Genomic DNA, 16599 nt, shown 5'->3' with positions numbered 1-16599 from the left:
TATGACCGATCCGACCCCTCCGACCCCTCCGACCCCTCCGGCCGATGCGACCGCCGTGACCCCGCCGGCCGACCCCGCCCGCCGCCCCGCCGGTTCCGACGGGATCGTCCACACCGGCAAGGCGGGGCCCGAGGCCGCCGCCGACCGGGGCTGGCTCCTCGGCCACTTCAAGGAGCCGGGCGACCCCAGGCACAGCGCGGACGTCGAGATCAAGTGGGGCGTGCACCCGAAGGGCGAGGAGCGCGCCCAGTGGGTGACCGGCGAGGAGCGCACCGCCCTGCAGGTCCTGATCAGCGGGCGGTTCCGGCTGGAGTTCCCCGGGCGGACCGTGGTCCTCGCCGAACAGGGGGACTACGTACTCTGGGGGCGCGGAGTGGACCATTCCTGGTACGCCGAGGAGGACGCCGTCGTCCTCACCGTCCGCTGGCCCTCCCTCCCGGGATACCGGGCGGAGGAGGGTACGGGGGAGTAGCTCCGGCCGCCCCTCCCACGCCCTGTGACGATGCACACGAACGGGGCCAACGATCACGAATCGTTGAGATCGTTGTGCAGTAGACCACCTCGGGCATACGCGTTCTTTCCGACGGGCTGTTCCCCGGCAAGATCCGAACCACCAGGGAGCACGTTCGTTGGCAGCAATCGCACGGTGGTGCATGCGGCACCGCCTCGTCGCCGTCCTGCTCTGGCTCCTGGCGCTGGGGGGCGCCGCGGCGGCCGCCGTGAGCGCCGGAACCGCGTTCTCCAACGATTACGAGGTCCCCGGCACCGAGTCCGGCAAGGCCCACGCCCTGCTCCGTGAAGGCTTCCACGGCCGGGGCGGCGATACCGACACCGTCGTCTGGCGCGCCCCCGCCCACCAGAACGTCCGTACGCCCGAGGTCGAGCAGCGCATGGACCGGGCCCTCGCCGCGGTCGCCGCGCTCCCCGGGGTCGGCTCGGTCCTCAGCCCGTACGCCCCCGAGGGCGCGGCCCTGATCAGCGCCGACGGGCGCACCGCCTACGCCGTCGTCACCTTCGACCGGCCGGCCGACGCCGTCCCCAAGGCGCAGGCCAAGGCCGTCCGGGCGGCGGCCAAGAACCCCGGGACCGAACGCGACGGCCTCCAGGTCGAGCTCGGCGGCCGCGCGATAGGCCTCACCGAGGCCCCCTCGGCCCACCTCGCCGAGGTGCTGGGCGTCGCCGTCGCCGGCGTCGTCCTCTTCCTGGCCTTCGGCTCGCTCGCCGCGAGCCTGCTCCCCCTGGCCACCGCGCTGGTCAGCGTCGGCACCGCCTACTTCGGCATCACCCTGCTCGGGCACGCCATGCCGGTCGCCGACTTCGCCCCGATGCTCGGCACCCTCGTCGGTCTGGGCGTGGGCATCGATTACGCGCTGTTCATCGTCACCCGGCACCGCAAGGCCCTCAGACGCGGCCTGTCCGTCGACGAGGCCGCCCGCACCGCCGTCGCCACCACCGGCCGTGCCGTCGTCTTCGCCGGGGCCACCGTCTGCATCGCACTGCTCGGCATGCTGGTCCTGCGCCTGAACTTCCTCAACGGGGTCGCCCTGGCCGCCTCGCTCACCGTCATCCTGACGGTCGCGGCCTCCGTCACGCTGCTGCCCGCGCTCCTCTCCTTCATCGGCATGCGGGCGCTGTCCCGCCGCGAGCGCCGCAAGCTCGCCTCTGACGGCCCGCGGCCGGAGACCCCCACCGGCCTCGCCGCCCGCTGGTCCGCCTTCGTGGAACGCCACCCCAAGCTGCTCGGCGCCGTCGCCGCCCTGGTCATGGCCGTCCTCGCCCTGCCCATGCTCTCCCTCCACCTCGGCACCTCCGACCAGGGCAACAACCCGGCCACCTCCACCACCCGGCAGGCCTACGACCTGCTCGCGGAGGGCTTCGGGCCCGGGGTCAACGGGCCGCTCACCCTCGTCGCCCGGCTCGACGGCCCGGCGGACCGCGTCGCCCTCGCCGCTCTCGGCGAGACCCTGCGCACCACCCCGGGCGTCGCGGGCGCGGGCCCGGCCGTCTTCAACCGGAGCGGGGACACCGCCCTCCTGACGGTCGTACCCGCCTCGTCACCGCAGTCGCGGGACACCAGCGAACTGGTCGACCGGCTGCGCCACGACGTCATCCCGCGCGCCGAACGCGGCCACTCCCTGCAGGTGCACGTCGGCGGCGTGACGGCCGGCTACGACGACTTCGCCGAGGTCATCATCGGGAAGCTGCCGCTCTTCGTCGGTGTCGTGATCGCCCTCGGCTGCGTCCTGCTGCTGCTGGCCTTCCGGTCCCTCGGCATCCCGCTCAAGGCGGCCGCCATGAACGTCGCCGCCGTCGCCTCCTCCTTCGGTGTGGTCGTCGCGGTCTTCCAGTGGGGCTGGGGCAGCGAACCGCTGGGCCTCGGCAGCGCCGGGCCGATCGAACCCTTCCTCCCGGTGATCATGGTCTCCGTCCTCTTCGGGCTGTCCATGGACTACCAGGTGTTCCTGGTCAGCCGGATGTACGAGGAGTGGCTGGAGACCGGCGACAACAGACGGGCCGTCCGGGTCGGCCTCGCCGAGACCAGCCGGGTGATCAACTCGGCGGCGGTCATCATGATCTCCGTCTTCCTCGCCTTCGTCCTCAGCGGCGACCGGCTGATCGCGATGTTCGGCATCGCCCTCGCCACCGCCGTCGCCCTCGACGCCTTCGTCCTGCGCACCCTGCTGGTGCCCGCGCTCATGCACCTGCTCGGCGGCGCGAACTGGTGGATCCCCGCCTGGCTCGACCGGCGACTGCCCAAGATCAGCATCGAACCTCCCGAGTGCCGTGCCCATGCGACACTTCCCGCGCAGCGCAGCGCCACCGACGAACCCGCAACCGACGAACGGGCTGCCGCGCCCCGCTGACGCATCGGGCCCGGCACCGTAGGAACCCGAAGGCACCCGAAGGAACCCGCATGTTCTCGATAGACCTGGCCGACGACGCCCGGCTGATCCCCCTGGAAGCCCGGCACGCCGAGGAATTCCTCGCGCACATGGAGCGCGGCCGTGACTTCATCGGGGTGCACATCGGCTTCCCCGACGCCGCCACCGACCTCGAGTCGGCCCGCACCCTCCTGACCAACTACGCCCAGAAGGCCGCCGCCGACGGCGGCCGGCTCTTCGGCATCCGGGTCGACGGCACCCTCATGGGCGGGGTCCTCTTCCGGATCTTCGAAGCGGACGCGGGCAACTGCGAGATCGGCTGCTGGCTGGAGCCGACCGCCGCCGGGCGCGGCCTGATCACCAAGGCGTGCCGGATCCTGATCGACTACGCCTTCCACGAGCGCGGCATGCACCGCGTCGAATGGCACGCCTCCGCGCTCAACACCAAGAGCCTCGCCGTCGCCGAGCGCCTCGGCATGACCCGCGAAGGCGTCCTGCGCGAGAGCCACCTCCACCGGGGCGTCCGCCAGGACACCGAGATCTGGTCGGTCCTCGCCCACGAATGGCCCGCCGCCCCGGACGTCGACCCGGCTTCCCCGGCGGCCGTCTGAGCCGTGCCGTGCCCGGCCCGGCGGACCACGGTCGGCCGGGCCGCCCGGACCCGCGGCCGGCCCCGCTCGACGCATACGCACAACCGGGCCGGCGGCTCTCAGGAACCTCTCAGAAACGCCGCTTACCGTGCCCCGCATGGACACCACGAAGACCCCTGCCCAGAGCGCGCCCGAGTCGGACTCCACCGAGCCGGCCGCCGCCACCGTCACCGAAGCCGCCGCCACCGATATCGCGGTCACCGATATCGCTGACGTGGCCGGAGACGAGGACGGGGACCTCGACGACGCGTCCGACGACCTCCTGAACCAGGACTCCGAGGACCGACCCACCGGTGTCTTCGCCGCCGCCGCAGCCATCGCGGGCGCCGGTCTCTCCCTCGTCGCCCTCAGCGGCACCTGGGTCTCCCGGGTGATCTCCGAGCGCCAGGGCCTCATAGGCCAGATCGACTCGGTCAACGCCACCTCGATGGAACAGAAGATCAACGCGCTGTACAGCGACGGCTGGCACATGACCGCCCTCGTCAACGGCGTCTTCTCCACGATCGCCCTCCTCATCGGCATGTTCGTGCTGGTCGGCCCCTCCTTCGGCGCCCCCGGCCGGGTCAACCCGAGCTGGGTCAAGGCCGTCTCATGGGTCGCCGTCGCGCTCGGCCTGGTCGGCGTGCTGATCTTCGGCCTCATGTACTTCGACGTCCTCTTCCCCCTCCCCAAGGCCGCGGCCGCCGCCTAGGCACGGGGACCCCTTCCTTAGTCCGCAGTCCGCCTTAGCCCGCCTCAGTCGGCACGGAGACCCCCGGGGCCCCCGCCTAAGGACCCCGGTCGCTCGGAGATGCGGCATGCGCCCGATGCCCACGGACCCTCTGGGAAGCGAATCTTGGATCACACCGAACGAGGTGCCGGGAAACGCAGACCAGGGAGTACGAGATGTTCGTGTACGAGATCGCCATCGCCCACCGCGACGAGCTCATCCGTGAGGCCGCCGAGTACCGCCAGGTGCGCCTGGCCAAGGCCCGGGGCGCACGCCGCGGGTTCTCACTCAAGAAGGCACCGGAAGGGTCGGTGAGTGGGAACCGCGGCCGGTTCACCCCGGCCGCGTAACCCGCGCCACGCACCACGTGATCTGACACGTGATGAGAAGCGCACCGATATCCAGTGCCGTAGTGCGGGACCGCTGTGCGATGCTCGGCGGCGTGGAGACCAGATCTGTCAGCCCGGTGTTCGTCGGCCGCGCCGACGAACTGGCCGTACTCATCGACGCACTGACGCGGGCCGCCGGTTCGGAACCGCAAGCCCTCCTCATCGGAGGTGAGGCCGGGGTCGGCAAGACCCGCCTCACCGAGGAGTTCACCTGCGAGGCCGAGCGGCGCGGCGCCGTCGTGGCCGTCGGCGGATGTGTGGAGATAGGGGCGGAGGGCCTTCCCTTCGCCCCTTTTTCCGCTGCCCTGCGCAGCCTGCGTCGCCGGCTCCCCGAGCAGCTGACCGCCGCGGCCGCGGGCCAGGAGGACGAACTCGCCCGGATCCTGCCCGAACTCGGCGAGACCCCTCGCGGACCCCACGACGAGGAGAGCACCGCCCGGCTCTTCGAACTGACCGTGCGCCTGCTGGAGCGGCTCGCCGCCGACCGCACGATCGTCCTCGTCCTCGAAGACCTGCACTGGTCGGACACCTCGACCCGGCACCTCCTCTCCTACCTCTTCCGCACCCTCTCCGGAGGCCGCCTCGTCGTCGTCGCCACCTACCGCGCCGACGACGTCCACCGCCGCCACCCGCTGCGCCCGCTCCTCGCCGAACTCGACCGGCTGCGCACCGTCCAGCGGATCGAACTGTCCCGCTTCAACCGCGCGGAAGTACGCGGCCAGCTCGCCGGGATCCTGGCCGCTCCGCCCGAAGAGGCCCTGGTCACCTCCGTCTTCGACCGCTCCGACGGCAACGCCTTCTTCGTGGAGGAACTCGTCGCCTGCCGGGAGAGCGGCTGCCGCACCGGCCTCACCGAATCGCTGCGCGACCTGCTGCTCGTCCGCGTCGAGGTGCTCCCCGACGCCGCCCAGCGGGTGGTGCGCATCGTCGCCGAGGGCGGCTCCACCGTCGAACACGACCTCCTCCTCGCCGTCGCCCAGCTGACCGAGGACGCGCTGATCGAGGCGCTGCGCGCCGCCGTCGGCGCCAACATCCTGCTGGCCAGCCCCGACAACGACGGCTACCGCTTCCGGCACTCGCTCGTCCGCGAGGCCGTCAGCGACGACCTGCTGCCCGGCGAGCGCGCCCGCGTCAACCGCCGCTACGCGGAGGCCATGGAGGCCGACCCCGGTCTCGTCTGCGCACCGGAGCGGACCATCCGGCTCGCGAGCTACTGGTACTACGCCAACGACCCGGCCAAGGCCCTGCCCGCCGTGCTCGACGCCTCCGTCGCCGCCCGCCGCCGGCACGCCTACTCCGAGCAGCTCAGGCTGCTGGACCGGGCCATCGACCTGTGGGAGAGCGCCCCGCCGGAGGTCCGCGCGGCGCTGCGCCCCGCCGACTACACCGAGGTGTACCCGCCGTGCGGCTGCGATCCCGAGACCACCCCGCTGCGCCGCCTCGACCTGCTGGCCGAGGCCACCGTCGCGGCCCGCTTCGGCGGTGAACGCGAACGCGCCCTGAAGATAACCAAGATGGCGCTGCGCGTTTTGGAGGACGAGGACGACCCGCTGCGCTCCGCCTGGTTCTGGACCGAACGCTCCAAGCTGGTGGCCAGCCTGGGCCGCGGCGACGGCTGGACCGAACTGAGCACCGCCCAGCGGCTCGTCGAAGGGCTGCCCCCGTCCCACGTGCACGCCGAGGTGCTCTCCCGGGCGGCGGCCTGGGGCATGCTCCACAATCCCGGCCTCGACAACATGGCGGCCGCCGAACGCGCCGTCGAATACGCGCGGATGGTCGGCGCCCAGGAAGTCGAACTGCACTCCCGGATCACCCTGGGCAGTCTGCTCGCCGACGCCGGGGACGAGGAGGTCGGCCTCGCCATGATGCACGAGGTCAAGAAGCAGGCCACCGAACTCGGCCTCGTCATGCTCGCGGGTCGTGTCCATATCAATCTCACCTCTCAGTTGGAGAACTACGGCCGCTCACGGGAAGCGGTGGAACTCGCGGAAGAAGGAATCCAGCTCGTCGGAGCCTCCCGGCTCCGCGACTCCGAGGCCTGGGTCCGCGGCAACATGGCGGAGAGCTTCTACAGCCTCGGCCGCTGGGACGAGGCCACCGAAGCCGCCCAGCGCACCCTGAACGTCAGCCAGAGCGCCGCCCCGCGCGGCATGGCCTCGGCGCGCCTGGCCTACCTCGCCCTGGCCCGCGGTGATGTGGCAGCGGCCGCCGAGTGGCTCGCCGCCGCCCACGAACACTTCGGCACCCACGACACCCAGCCCCAGCACCGCATCCCGATGTACCGCCTCGCGGTCGGCCTGGCCGCGCTGGAGGGCCGGATAGCCGATGTCCGCACCGAGGTCGCCGAGGCGATCGGCCACGGGTTCCCGCTCGGCCACCACCGCTACGCCTGGCCCCTGCTCCTGGCAGCGGCCTCCGCCGAGGCCGACGCCCGGGGCCTCCCGGCCGCCGTCGCGGGCCACGACGAGGCCGTGGCGATCCTGCGCGACGCCAGCCTGGCCCTGGCCGCCCCGATGCCGTTGTGGGCCGCCCACGCCGCCTTCGTCCGCGCCGAACTCCTGCGCGCGGAGGACCGCGACACCCCCGCCGACTGGACCGCCGTGGAAGCCGCGATCCGGCCGCTCGAGCGCCCGTACCTGCTGGCCCGGGCCCGCCACCGCCTCGCCGAGTCGCTGCTGGTCGCGGGCGGCGACCGGGAAGGCGCCGCCTGCCTCGTCCGCGCGGCCCACACCGCCGCCGAGCAGCTCGGATCACTCCGGCTCCGCGACGACCTGGTCCTGCTCGCCCGGCGCGGCCGCCTGCAGCTCACCGCCCCCGACGGGAGCGCCGCCCCGGCGCTCACCGCGCCGGACACCGACCCCGTGGAGAGCCTCGGCCTGACCAGCCGCGAGCGGGACGTCCTGCGCCTGGTCGCGGTGGGCCACACCAACCGTCAGATCGCGGAGGAACTCTTCATCTCCCCCAAGACGGCCAGCGTCCACGTCTCGAACATCCTGGCCAAGCTGGGCGTCGCCGGCCGCGGCGAGGCGGCCGCCCTCGCCCACCGGCTCCGTCTCTTCACCCCCGCCCCCTCCTAGACCGCCCCTTCCTGGCCCGTGCCCTCCCGGCCCGTGCCCTCCAAGGCCCCCCGCCCCCGCTCCCGCCCCTCGGGGCCGGGGCCGGCGGGCTACCGGACCGTCAGGCTCAGGATCCGGTCGTCGCCCGGCTCCGGCGTCCCGCGCCCGTCCGTCTCGCTCGTGACCAGCAGCAGCTTGTCCCCGCCCAGGGCCACCACCGTCCGCAGCCGCCCGTAGGTCCCCTGGAGGAAGGCCTCCGGCTCCGCCAGGGCTCTGGTCCCGTCCAGCGGGATCCGCCACAGCCTGCTTCCCTTCAGCCCGGCCATCCAGATCGACCCCTGGGCGAAGGCGATCCCGCTCGGCGAGGCGTCATCGGTCTTCCACTGGGCCACCGGGTCGATGAACCCGGGCTTGCCCGCCTTCCCCTCGGCCTCGGGCCAGCCGTAGTTCCCGCCGGGCTGGATCAGATTCAGCTCGTCCCAGGTGTCCTGGCCGAACTCCGTGGCCCACAACCGCTTGTCCTTGTCCCAGGCGAGCCCCTGCACATTGCGGTGTCCGTAGGAGTAGACGACGGAGTCGGCCTCCGGATTGCCGTGCACCGGCTGCCCGTCCGGAGTCATCCGCAGGATCTTCCCGCCCAGCGACTTCTTGTCCTGGGCGAGCCCGGTCTCCCCGGTCTCGCCCGTCCCGGCGTAGAGCATCTTGTCCGGGCCGAAGGCGATCCGCCCGCCGTTGTGCACGAGCCCCTTCGGGATGCCCCGGAACACCGTGTCGGGGGCGCCCAGTTGCTGCCCGGGCTGTCTCTGCTCGTCGTACCTGAGCCGCGCGATCCGATTGTCGGACTCCGTCGTGAAGTACACGTAGACCAGCCGGTCCGAGGCGTACGAGGGGGACAGGGCCAGGCCGAGCAGGCCCCCCTCGCCGCCCGGAGCCACCCCGGAGACCTTGCCGATCTCCGTCAGCTTCCCCGTCTTCGCCTCGACCCGGGTGATCGTGCCCTTGTCCCGCGAGGCGACCAACAGGTCCCCGTCCGGCAGCGCGGCCACGCCCCACGGCGACTCCAGCCCCTTGGCCACCTCGCCGGACACCGTCACCGACCCCTTCGCCGGGGGCCCCGACGGCGAGGCCCCGGGGGAGGCGGAACCGCCCCCGGACGGGCTCGTCGCCCCCTTCGCCGGCGGTGAGGAACCCGCCGAGGCCCCGTCCCGGGGCACGGTCGGCCCGCACCCCGCCACCAGCAGGGCACCGCACCCGGCCAGCGCCACGGCCGCCCACACGCCCCGCCCGGCACCGCTCCCGGGCACCCCGCCCCGGCCCACCGTGCCCCGAACCGCCCCGCCCCGAACCGCCCCGCCCCGCACCGCGCGGCCCCGCATCGCTCCCGTACGCATCGCCCTGCTCCCTTCGGTTCCCGCTGCCCTGCCGATCCTGCCGGTCACCCCTCTCAACAGCCCGGAGAGTCGGCGAAGTTCCACCCCTTCGTACACTCGATCGAGTGGGGATGGACGGGTCCCGGACGGGGAAGAGGGCCGATCCGATCAGTCCCAGGCCCCCACCGCCACCGGCAGCGCCGCGATCTCCTCCAGATCCCGACCCGTGAGCCGGACCTCCGCCGCCGCCGCGTTCTCCGCCGCCCAGCACGCCCGCTCCGCCCCCGGCACCGGCACCACCTGCGGCCCCTGCGCCAGCACCCACGCCAGCGCCACCTGAGCCACCGTCGCGGGCTCACCGCCCGGCCCCTCGTGCCGCCGCGCTATCCGCCGCAGCCCCGCCAGCAGCACCTGGTTCGCCGCCATCGCATCCGCCGTGAACCGCGGATGCCGGGCCCGCGCGTCCGACTCCTCGAACCCCTGCCCCGGCGTCAGCGTCCCGGTCAGGAACCCACTGCCCACCGGCATCGCGGCCAGCAGGCCCACCCCACGCGTCCGGCACCAAGGCAGCAGCTGCCAGGCCGCCTCCGGCGACCACACCGACAGCTCCGCCTGCACCGCGCTCACCGGGAACACCTGCTGCGCCCGCTCCAGATGGCGCAGGGTCACCGTGTACGCGCGGTCCCCGAGCCGCCCGGCCCCGGGCCCCGCGCCCGCCCCGAGCGCGCAGAACCCCAGGGAGCGCACCTTCCCCGAGCCCACCAGCTCGGCCATGGCCCCCCAGGTCTCCTCCACCGGCACGTCCGGGTCGACCCGGTGCAGCTGGTAGAGGTCTATGACGTCGGTCCGCAGCCTGCGCAGCGAGGCGTCGCAGGCCCGCCGGACGTACCCGGGCCGGCCGTCCGCCACCACGTGCTGATCGCCCATCCGCAGCCCGACCTTGGCCGACACGAACGCGTCGGCCCGCCGCTCCTTGAGCACCCGGCCCACCAGCAGCTCGTTGGTGTAGGGCCCGTAGATGTCCGCCGTGTCCAGCAGGTTCGCACCCAGGTCCAGCGCGGTGTGCACCGTCCGCATCGATTCGGCGCCCTCGCGCCCCGAGGCGGCGTACCCCCAGCTCATCGGCATGCAGCCGAGCCCGATGGCGCCCACCGTCAGTGCCGACGCCCCGATCGACCTGCGCTCCACTCCTGGGTCCCCCTCCCGGTCCGCCACACAAACTAACGGCTTGATCAGGATCCCTTCGCATAGCCTCGTGATCATGACTTCAAAGACCGAGGACGTCTGGCTGCCCTTCCCCGCCGCGGAGACCGAGGGCCTACCGGACCGTTTCCGCTACCGGCACTGGGACGGCGAGGAGGAGTTCCCGGCCGACCCGGCCGCCTGCGTCTTCTACGTCACGCCCTACATGAAGCCGCCGGCCGTCACCCTGCGCCCGCTCGCCCACATGCCCCGCCTGCGCGCGGTCCAGACCCTGACCGCGGGCATCGACCACGTCATGGGCGGCCTCGGCGACCTGCCTCCCGGCGTGCACCTGTGCAACGCCCGCGGCGTCCACGAGGCCAGCACCGCCGAACTCGCCCTCACCCTGACCCTCGCCTCCCTGCGCGGGATCCCCGGCATGGTCCGCGGCCAGGACCGGGAGGAGTGGCGCTTCGGCTTCTACGACGCCCTCGCCGACAAGTCCGTCCTGATCGTGGGCTACGGATCGATCGGCGCGGCCATCGAGGACCGGCTCGCGCCCTTCGAATGCGCGCGGATCACCCGCGTCGCCCGCTCGGCCCGCACCGCCGCCCGCGGCCCGGTGCACGCCCTCGCCGACCTCCCCGCGCTGCTGCCGCAGGCCGACGTGGTGATCCTCTCCACCCCGCTCACCGAGGACACCCGCGGGCTGGCCGGAGCCGGGTTCCTCGCCCGGATGCGGGACGGCGCGCTGCTCGTCAATGTCGCGCGCGGACCGGTCGTCGACACCGCGTCCCTCCTGGCCGAGCTGGAGTCGGGGCGGCTGCGGGCGGCCCTCGACGTCACCGACCCCGAACCGCTGCCCCCGGGGCACCCGCTCTGGCACGCTCCGCATGTCCTGATCACGCCCCATGTCGGCGGCAGCAGCTCGGCGTTCGAACCGCGGGCCAAGCGGCTGATCGCCCGCCAGCTCACCGCGTTCGCGGCGGGGGAGCCGCTCTCGAACACGGTGCTGACCACGGAGTGAACCACTTCCGGCACCTTCCGTAGCCATGCGACCGCACCCTGTGCGCGCGACTCCCTCGATGGTGACGGAGCGTAGAGGATCTATGTCCCTGAGTGACGAAAGTGGTGTATCGTCCGGAAGAAGGGGCTGCAGCGCGTTCGTCTGGCGCTGGGGAGTGATCGGACATTTTGGGGGGCGACGGGCGATGTACGGCCAATGGGCGAAGGATCCGACGCGGCACAGCCGCCGCAAGCGACGACAGCGCGTGCCGAAACCAGCCACCGAGGCGGACCGGTGAGCGCCCCCGGGGCCCTGCTGACCCGGCCGCCGGCCGTCAGCGGCGGCAAGGGTCTGGCGGCGCAGCTCCTCCTCGCCGTCGTCAGCGCCGGCTATGCCGTAGGGGCCGCCGTCGGCTGGGGGACCAAGGAAGCCGCCGAGATCATGGGCGACTTCGGTCTCAGCGCCGCCGGGTTACTGGCCTCGGTCTCCTGCTACCGCTACGCATGGACCATCGGCCGCCGTGAGCGCCCCGCCTGGCTGCTGTTCGCGTTCTCCTCGCTCATGGCCGCCGTCGGCAACTTCGTCTGGGGCTGGTACGAGGTGATCCTCGGCCAGGAAGTGCCGAAGCCCTCGGTCGCCGACTTCGCCTTCCTCTGCTTCGCACCGTCCGCCATCGTCGGACTCCTCGTCCTCGCCAAGCGCCCCGTCACCCGGGCCGGCTGGGTCTGCCTCGCACTCGACTCCTGGCTCATCGGCGGCTCCCTGCTGACCCTGTCCTGGAGCCTGGCCCTCGCGCACGCCGCCCGGACCGCCCAGGAGGGTGCCCTCGGCAGCGTCCCGCGCACCGCGCTGTCCCTGGCCTACCCGCTGCTCGACATCGCCCTCGTCTCGATAGTGCTGGTCCTGCACTTCCGGCGCTCCGCGACCAACCGCTCGGCCGTCAACACCGCCATCGCGGCCCTCGCGCTCACCGTGCTCAGCGACGCCCTGTTCACCTCACCGCTGCTGAGCGCCCACTACCAGTCCGGGCAGCTGCTCGACGCGGGCTGGTTCGCCGGTTCCCTGCTCCTGGCCTACGCGCCCTGGGGCGCCCGCCGGATGCATCCGCCGCCGGAGGCCGCCCGGCGCGCCCCCGCCCCGCGCCCGGCGCGGCGCCGACCGCGGCGCGAGCGAGCAGCTCTCCGCGCACGCGCGCGAGGGACGGCCGGTCAGCCGCCCCATCACCGGCTCGCTGCCCGCCCTCACCCCGTACCTCGCCGCCGCCGTGTGCACCCTCGGCATCCTCTACAACGTGATCGAGGGCCGGAAGGTCGACCGGATGGTCGTCTTCACCGGCTGCACCGTCGTGCTCGCCCTGGTCATCCGGCAGGGCATCATGCTCCTCGACAACATCGCGCTGACCCAGGAACTGGCCCAGAAGGAGAACCACTTCCGCTCCCTGGTCCAGGGCTCCAGCGACGTCATCATGATCGCCGCGCCCACCGGGATACTGCGCTACGTCAGCCCCGCAGCCGCCGGGGTCTACGGCCGGGACGCCGAGGAGCTGGTCGGCAGCGAGCTCTCCGCGCTGATCCACCCCGAGGACCTCGGCCGGGTCGTCCACGAGGTGCGCCGCTTCCTCGCGGCGCCGCCCGCCGAGGAGCCCACCACCCGTATCGAATGCCGCTTCAAGTCCGGCGGCGGCGAGTGGCTCAACGTGGAGTCCACCGTCAACCGCCACCAGGGCGGCCTCATCCTCAACAGCCGGGACGTCACCGAGCGGGTCCGTCTCCAGGCCCAGCTCCAGCACAGCGCCGAACACGACCCGCTGACCGATCTGCCCAACCGGGCCCTGTTCACCCGCCGGGTCCGCCAGGCCCTCACCGGCCGCAGGGCCGGGGACCACAGCACCGCCGTGCTCTTCATCGACCTCGACGGCTTCAAGGCGGTCAACGACACCATCGGCCACCAGGCCGGCGACGAGCTCCTCATCGAGGCCGCCCGCCGCCTGCAGGACTCCGTCCGCGCCGGGGACACCGCGGCCCGGCTCGGCGGGGACGAGTTCGCCGCCCTGATCCTCGGCGACGGCAGCCGGGGCCGCTCCGCCCGCGAGTACCAGGTGCACGAGATCGCCGACCGGCTGCGCACCACCCTCTCCCAGCCCTACCGGATCGCGGGCAGCGAGGTCAGGGTCGCCGCCAGCATCGGGGTGGCCTTCGCCGACCCGGGCATCACCCCTTCGGACCTGATGCGCAACGCGGATCTGGCGATGTACCGGGCCAAGGCCGGCGGCAAGAACCGGGTGGAGCTGTATGCACCCCAGATGCAGGCCGAGGTGGTGCGCAAGGCGGAGCTGGCCGGGCGGCTGCGGACCGCGCTCCACGAGGGCGAGTTCGCGCTGCTGCACCAGCCCGTCGTCTGTCTGGCCAGCGGCGAGGTCACCGCGGTGGCCGCCCAGGCCCGCTGGCGGTCCGCCCAGGGGATCCTCTTCACCCCCGCGGAATTCCTCCGGGTGGCCGAGTACAGCGAGGGCGCGGCGGGCCCCGGCGGGCCGGCCGGTCCGGCGCCGACCGCCGTCGCGGACGCCTCCCGGACCGCCGAGCTGAGCCGGTGGCTGCTGGAGGAGGCCGTGGAGCAGGCCGCCGAGCGCCACCGCTGCGGACACGACGTGCCGGTGGCCGTCCGGATGACCGCGCAGCGGCTCCTGGACCGGTCGGTGCCCGGCGGCTCGGTGGAGTCCCTGCTGACCCGGTACGGGCTGCCCTCCGGCGCGCTGGTGATCGAGCTGGCGGACAGCGACCCCAGGGTGCCCTTCGACGAGCTGGAGCGCCGCCTGACGGCCTTGCGGCGGCTCGGGGTCCGGATCGCCCTGGACGGGTTCGGCAGCGGTTACGCGGCCATCAGCGCCCTGCGCCGCCTGCCCGTCGACGTACTCAAGCTGGACCGCGGCCTGGTCGAGGGTGTGGTCGAGTCAGCCAGACTGCACAAGATCACCGCGGGCTTGTTGCGCATCGCAAACGATTTGGGGATGCAGTCCGTGGCCGACGGGGTGGACCTGCCCGAGCAGCTCGCGGCCCTGCGCGCGATGGGCTGCACACACGGCCAGGGGATGGCCTTCTCCGGTCCTCTTGACGAGTACCGGCTGCGGCGCGCGCTCGTGCGCGGTACGTTCCCTGTACCGGGCGCGGCGGCTCATCCCGCCTTGGCCGGCGGGTCCCTCGGGGGACCGATGGCCATCCATAGGGGCTCAAATAATGAGACGCCCGTCCCACCCGCTTGACACCGACCTCCCGCCGGAGGGAGGGTCAGTGCCATGCGCACCCGAATTCTCGTACTTGGAAAGCGCGTCGGCTGAAGCAGGGTCACTCATGCCCCCGCTCACTGCACCCGACGCGCTCCCCTCGCTTGCCTCCCGGCACGAGGGGTTTTTTGTTGCACTGGCACACACCGAACCCTCGCAAAAACCCTCAGCTTCGAGAAGAGAATGCCGATGACCGAGCAGGCCACCGGGGCCCACCATCCGCAGCCGCGGGCCCGTAACGGCGGATCCCACACCGCCGCAGTTGAGCACGTCACGGGTGCGCAGTCCCTCATCCGCTCTCTCGAAGAGGTGGGGTGCGACACCGTCTTCGGCATCCCGGGCGGCGCCATCCTCCCCGCGTACGACCCGATGATGGACAGCAAGAAGGTCCGTCACATCCTGGTCCGCCACGAGCAGGGCGCCGGTCACGCCGCCACCGGCTACGCGCAGGCCACCGGCAAGGTCGGCGTCTGTATGGCCACCTCGGGGCCGGGCGCCACCAACCTCGTCACCCCGATCGCCGACGCGCACATGGACTCCGTGCCCCTCGTCGCGATCACCGGCCAGGTCTCCTCCAAGGCGATCGGCACCGACGCCTTCCAGGAGGCGGACATCGTCGGCATCACGATGCCGATCACCAAGCACAACTTCCTGGTCACCAGGGCCGAGGACATCCCGCGGACGATCGCCGAGGCGTTCCACATCGCCTCCACCGGCCGCCCCGGCCCGGTCCTGGTCGACATCGCCAAGGACGCCCTCCAGTCGAAGACGACCTTCAGCTGGCCGCCCACCCAGGACCTCCCCGGTTACCGGCCGGTCACCAAGCCGCACGCCAAGCAGATCCGCGAGGCCGCCAAGCTCATCTGCCAGGCCAAGCGCCCGGTCCTGTACGTCGGCGGCGGCATCATGAAGTCCGGCGCGACCGCCGAGCTGAAGGTCCTCGCCGAGCTGACCGGCGTCCCGGTCACCACCACCCTGATGGCGCTGGGCTCCTTCCCCGACAGCCACCCGCTGCACGTGGGCATGCCCGGCATGCACGGCGCCGTCACCGCGGTCACCGCGCTGCAGAAGGCCGACCTGCTGATCGCGCTCGGCACCCGCTTCGACGACCGCGTGACCGGCAAGCTGGACAGCTTCGCCCCCTTCGCGAAGGTCATCCACGCGGACATCGACCCGGCCGAGATCGGCAAGAACCGCGCCGTCGACGTCCCGATCGTGGGCGACGCCCGCGAGGTCATCGCCGACCTGGTCCAGGCCGTCCAGGCCGAGCACACCGACGGCCACGCGGGCGACTACACCGCCTGGTGGAAGGACCTCAACCGCTGGCGCGACACCTATCCGCTGGGCTACGACCTGCCCGAGGACGGCATGCTCTCGCCGCAGCAGGTCATCGAGCGGATCGGCGCCCTCGCGCCGAAGAGCACGATCTTCGCGGCGGGCGTCGGCCAGCACCAGATGTGGGCCTCCCACTTCGTCAACTACGAGGAGCCCCGCACCTGGCTGAACTCCGGCGGCGCCGGAACCATGGGCTACGCGGTCCCGGCCGCGATGGGCGCCAAGGTCGGCATGCCGGAGCGCACGGTCTGGGCGATCGACGGTGACGGCTGCTTCCAGATGACCAATCAGGAACTGGTCACCTGCGCGCTGAACAACATCCCGATCAAGGTCGCGATCATCAACAACGGTGCGCTGGGCATGGTCCGCCAGTGGCAGACCCTGTTCTACAACCAGCGGTACTCCAACACCGTCCTGCACGCCGACGAGACCGGCCAGGACACCGCGGTCGGCTCGCAGCTCGGCGAGTCCAGCGCCCCCCGCAAGGGCACCCGCGTCCCGGACTTCGTCAAGCTGTCCGAGGCCATGGGCTGCGTGGCGCTGCGCTGCGAGGACCCGGCCGACCTGGACCGGGTCATCGCCGAGGCCAACGCGATCAACGACCGTACGGTGGTCATCGACTTCATCGTCCACGAGGACGCGATGGTGTGGCCGATGGTCGCCGCGGGCACCTCGAACGACGAGGTCCAGGCCGCCCGGGGCGTCCGTCCCGACTTCGGCGACAACGAAGACGACTGAGC

General features: G+C 72.5%; 10 protein-coding genes and 1 pseudogene. 9 read left to right on the top strand and 2 right to left on the bottom strand.

All coding sequences use genetic code 11. The annotated features are described in order from the left end of the window. Window position 1 precedes the first annotated feature (1 nt). From ABT084_RS26020 to ABT084_RS25995, 6 genes are all read left to right on the top strand, one after another. Window positions 2–472, top strand: a complete 471-nt coding sequence (locus ABT084_RS26020) for a cupin domain-containing protein (protein ID WP_351048452.1) — start codon at window positions 2–4, stop codon at window positions 470–472. A 157-nt stretch (window positions 473–629) separates the two neighbouring features. Continuing rightward, window positions 630–2864: an MMPL family transporter gene (locus ABT084_RS26015; RefSeq protein WP_351048449.1), complete on the top strand. Its 2235-nt coding sequence runs from the start codon at window positions 630–632 to the stop codon at window positions 2862–2864. A gap of 50 nt (window positions 2865–2914) precedes the next feature. Then, window positions 2915–3493: a GNAT family N-acetyltransferase gene (locus ABT084_RS26010; RefSeq protein WP_351048446.1), complete on the top strand. Its 579-nt coding sequence runs from the start codon at window positions 2915–2917 to the stop codon at window positions 3491–3493. A 136-nt stretch (window positions 3494–3629) separates the two neighbouring features. Beyond that, the gene (locus ABT084_RS26005) at window positions 3630–4223 is read left to right on the top strand and encodes a hypothetical protein (protein WP_351048445.1); all 594 of its coding nucleotides are present in this window, start codon (window positions 3630–3632) and stop codon (window positions 4221–4223) included. A gap of 194 nt (window positions 4224–4417) precedes the next feature. Next, window positions 4418–4591, top strand: coding sequence for a hypothetical protein (locus tag ABT084_RS26000; protein ID WP_351048442.1), 174 nt, complete (start codon window positions 4418–4420; stop codon window positions 4589–4591). Between the two features lie 80 nt (window positions 4592–4671). Further along, the gene (locus ABT084_RS25995; RefSeq protein WP_351048484.1) at window positions 4672–7707 is read left to right on the top strand and encodes a helix-turn-helix transcriptional regulator; all 3036 of its coding nucleotides are present in this window, start codon (window positions 4672–4674) and stop codon (window positions 7705–7707) included. Window positions 7708–7796: 89 nt separating this feature from the next. Here ABT084_RS25995 and ABT084_RS25990 read toward each other — a convergent pair whose 3' ends face one another. Further along, window positions 7797–9077 carry a PQQ-dependent sugar dehydrogenase gene (locus ABT084_RS25990; RefSeq protein WP_502969203.1) on the bottom strand — a complete coding sequence of 427 codons (1281 nt, stop codon included), beginning with the start codon at window positions 9075–9077 and terminating at the stop codon, window positions 7797–7799. 147 nt (window positions 9078–9224) lie between these two features. Next, the gene (locus ABT084_RS25985; protein ID WP_351048480.1) at window positions 9225–10244 is read right to left on the bottom strand and encodes an aldo/keto reductase; all 1020 of its coding nucleotides are present in this window, start codon (window positions 10242–10244) and stop codon (window positions 9225–9227) included. Window positions 10245–10317: 73 nt separating this feature from the next. Here ABT084_RS25985 and ABT084_RS25980 point away from each other — a divergent pair, with 73 nt between their 5' ends. The 3 genes and pseudogenes from ABT084_RS25980 (at window position 10318) to ABT084_RS25970 (ending at window position 16597) form a co-directional block, all read left to right on the top strand. Beyond that, window positions 10318–11265 carry a 2-hydroxyacid dehydrogenase gene (locus tag ABT084_RS25980; RefSeq protein WP_351048439.1) on the top strand — a complete coding sequence of 316 codons (948 nt, stop codon included), beginning with the start codon at window positions 10318–10320 and terminating at the stop codon, window positions 11263–11265. Between the two features lie 273 nt (window positions 11266–11538). Then, window positions 11539–14503, top strand: a pseudogene (locus ABT084_RS25975) (putative bifunctional diguanylate cyclase/phosphodiesterase). Between the two features lie 204 nt (window positions 14504–14707). Next, window positions 14708–16597 (top strand): acetolactate synthase large subunit, encoded by a 1890-nt coding sequence (locus ABT084_RS25970; RefSeq protein WP_351048437.1) that lies wholly within the window; start codon window positions 14708–14710, stop codon window positions 16595–16597. The last annotated feature ends 2 nt before the right edge of the window (window positions 16598–16599 follow it).

The organism is Streptomyces sp. NPDC002138 (assembly GCF_040296485.1).
In the GTDB taxonomy this organism is placed as follows: domain Bacteria; phylum Actinomycetota; class Actinomycetes; order Streptomycetales; family Streptomycetaceae; genus Streptomyces.
This window is presented reverse-complemented; position numbering and strand designations above follow the sequence as displayed.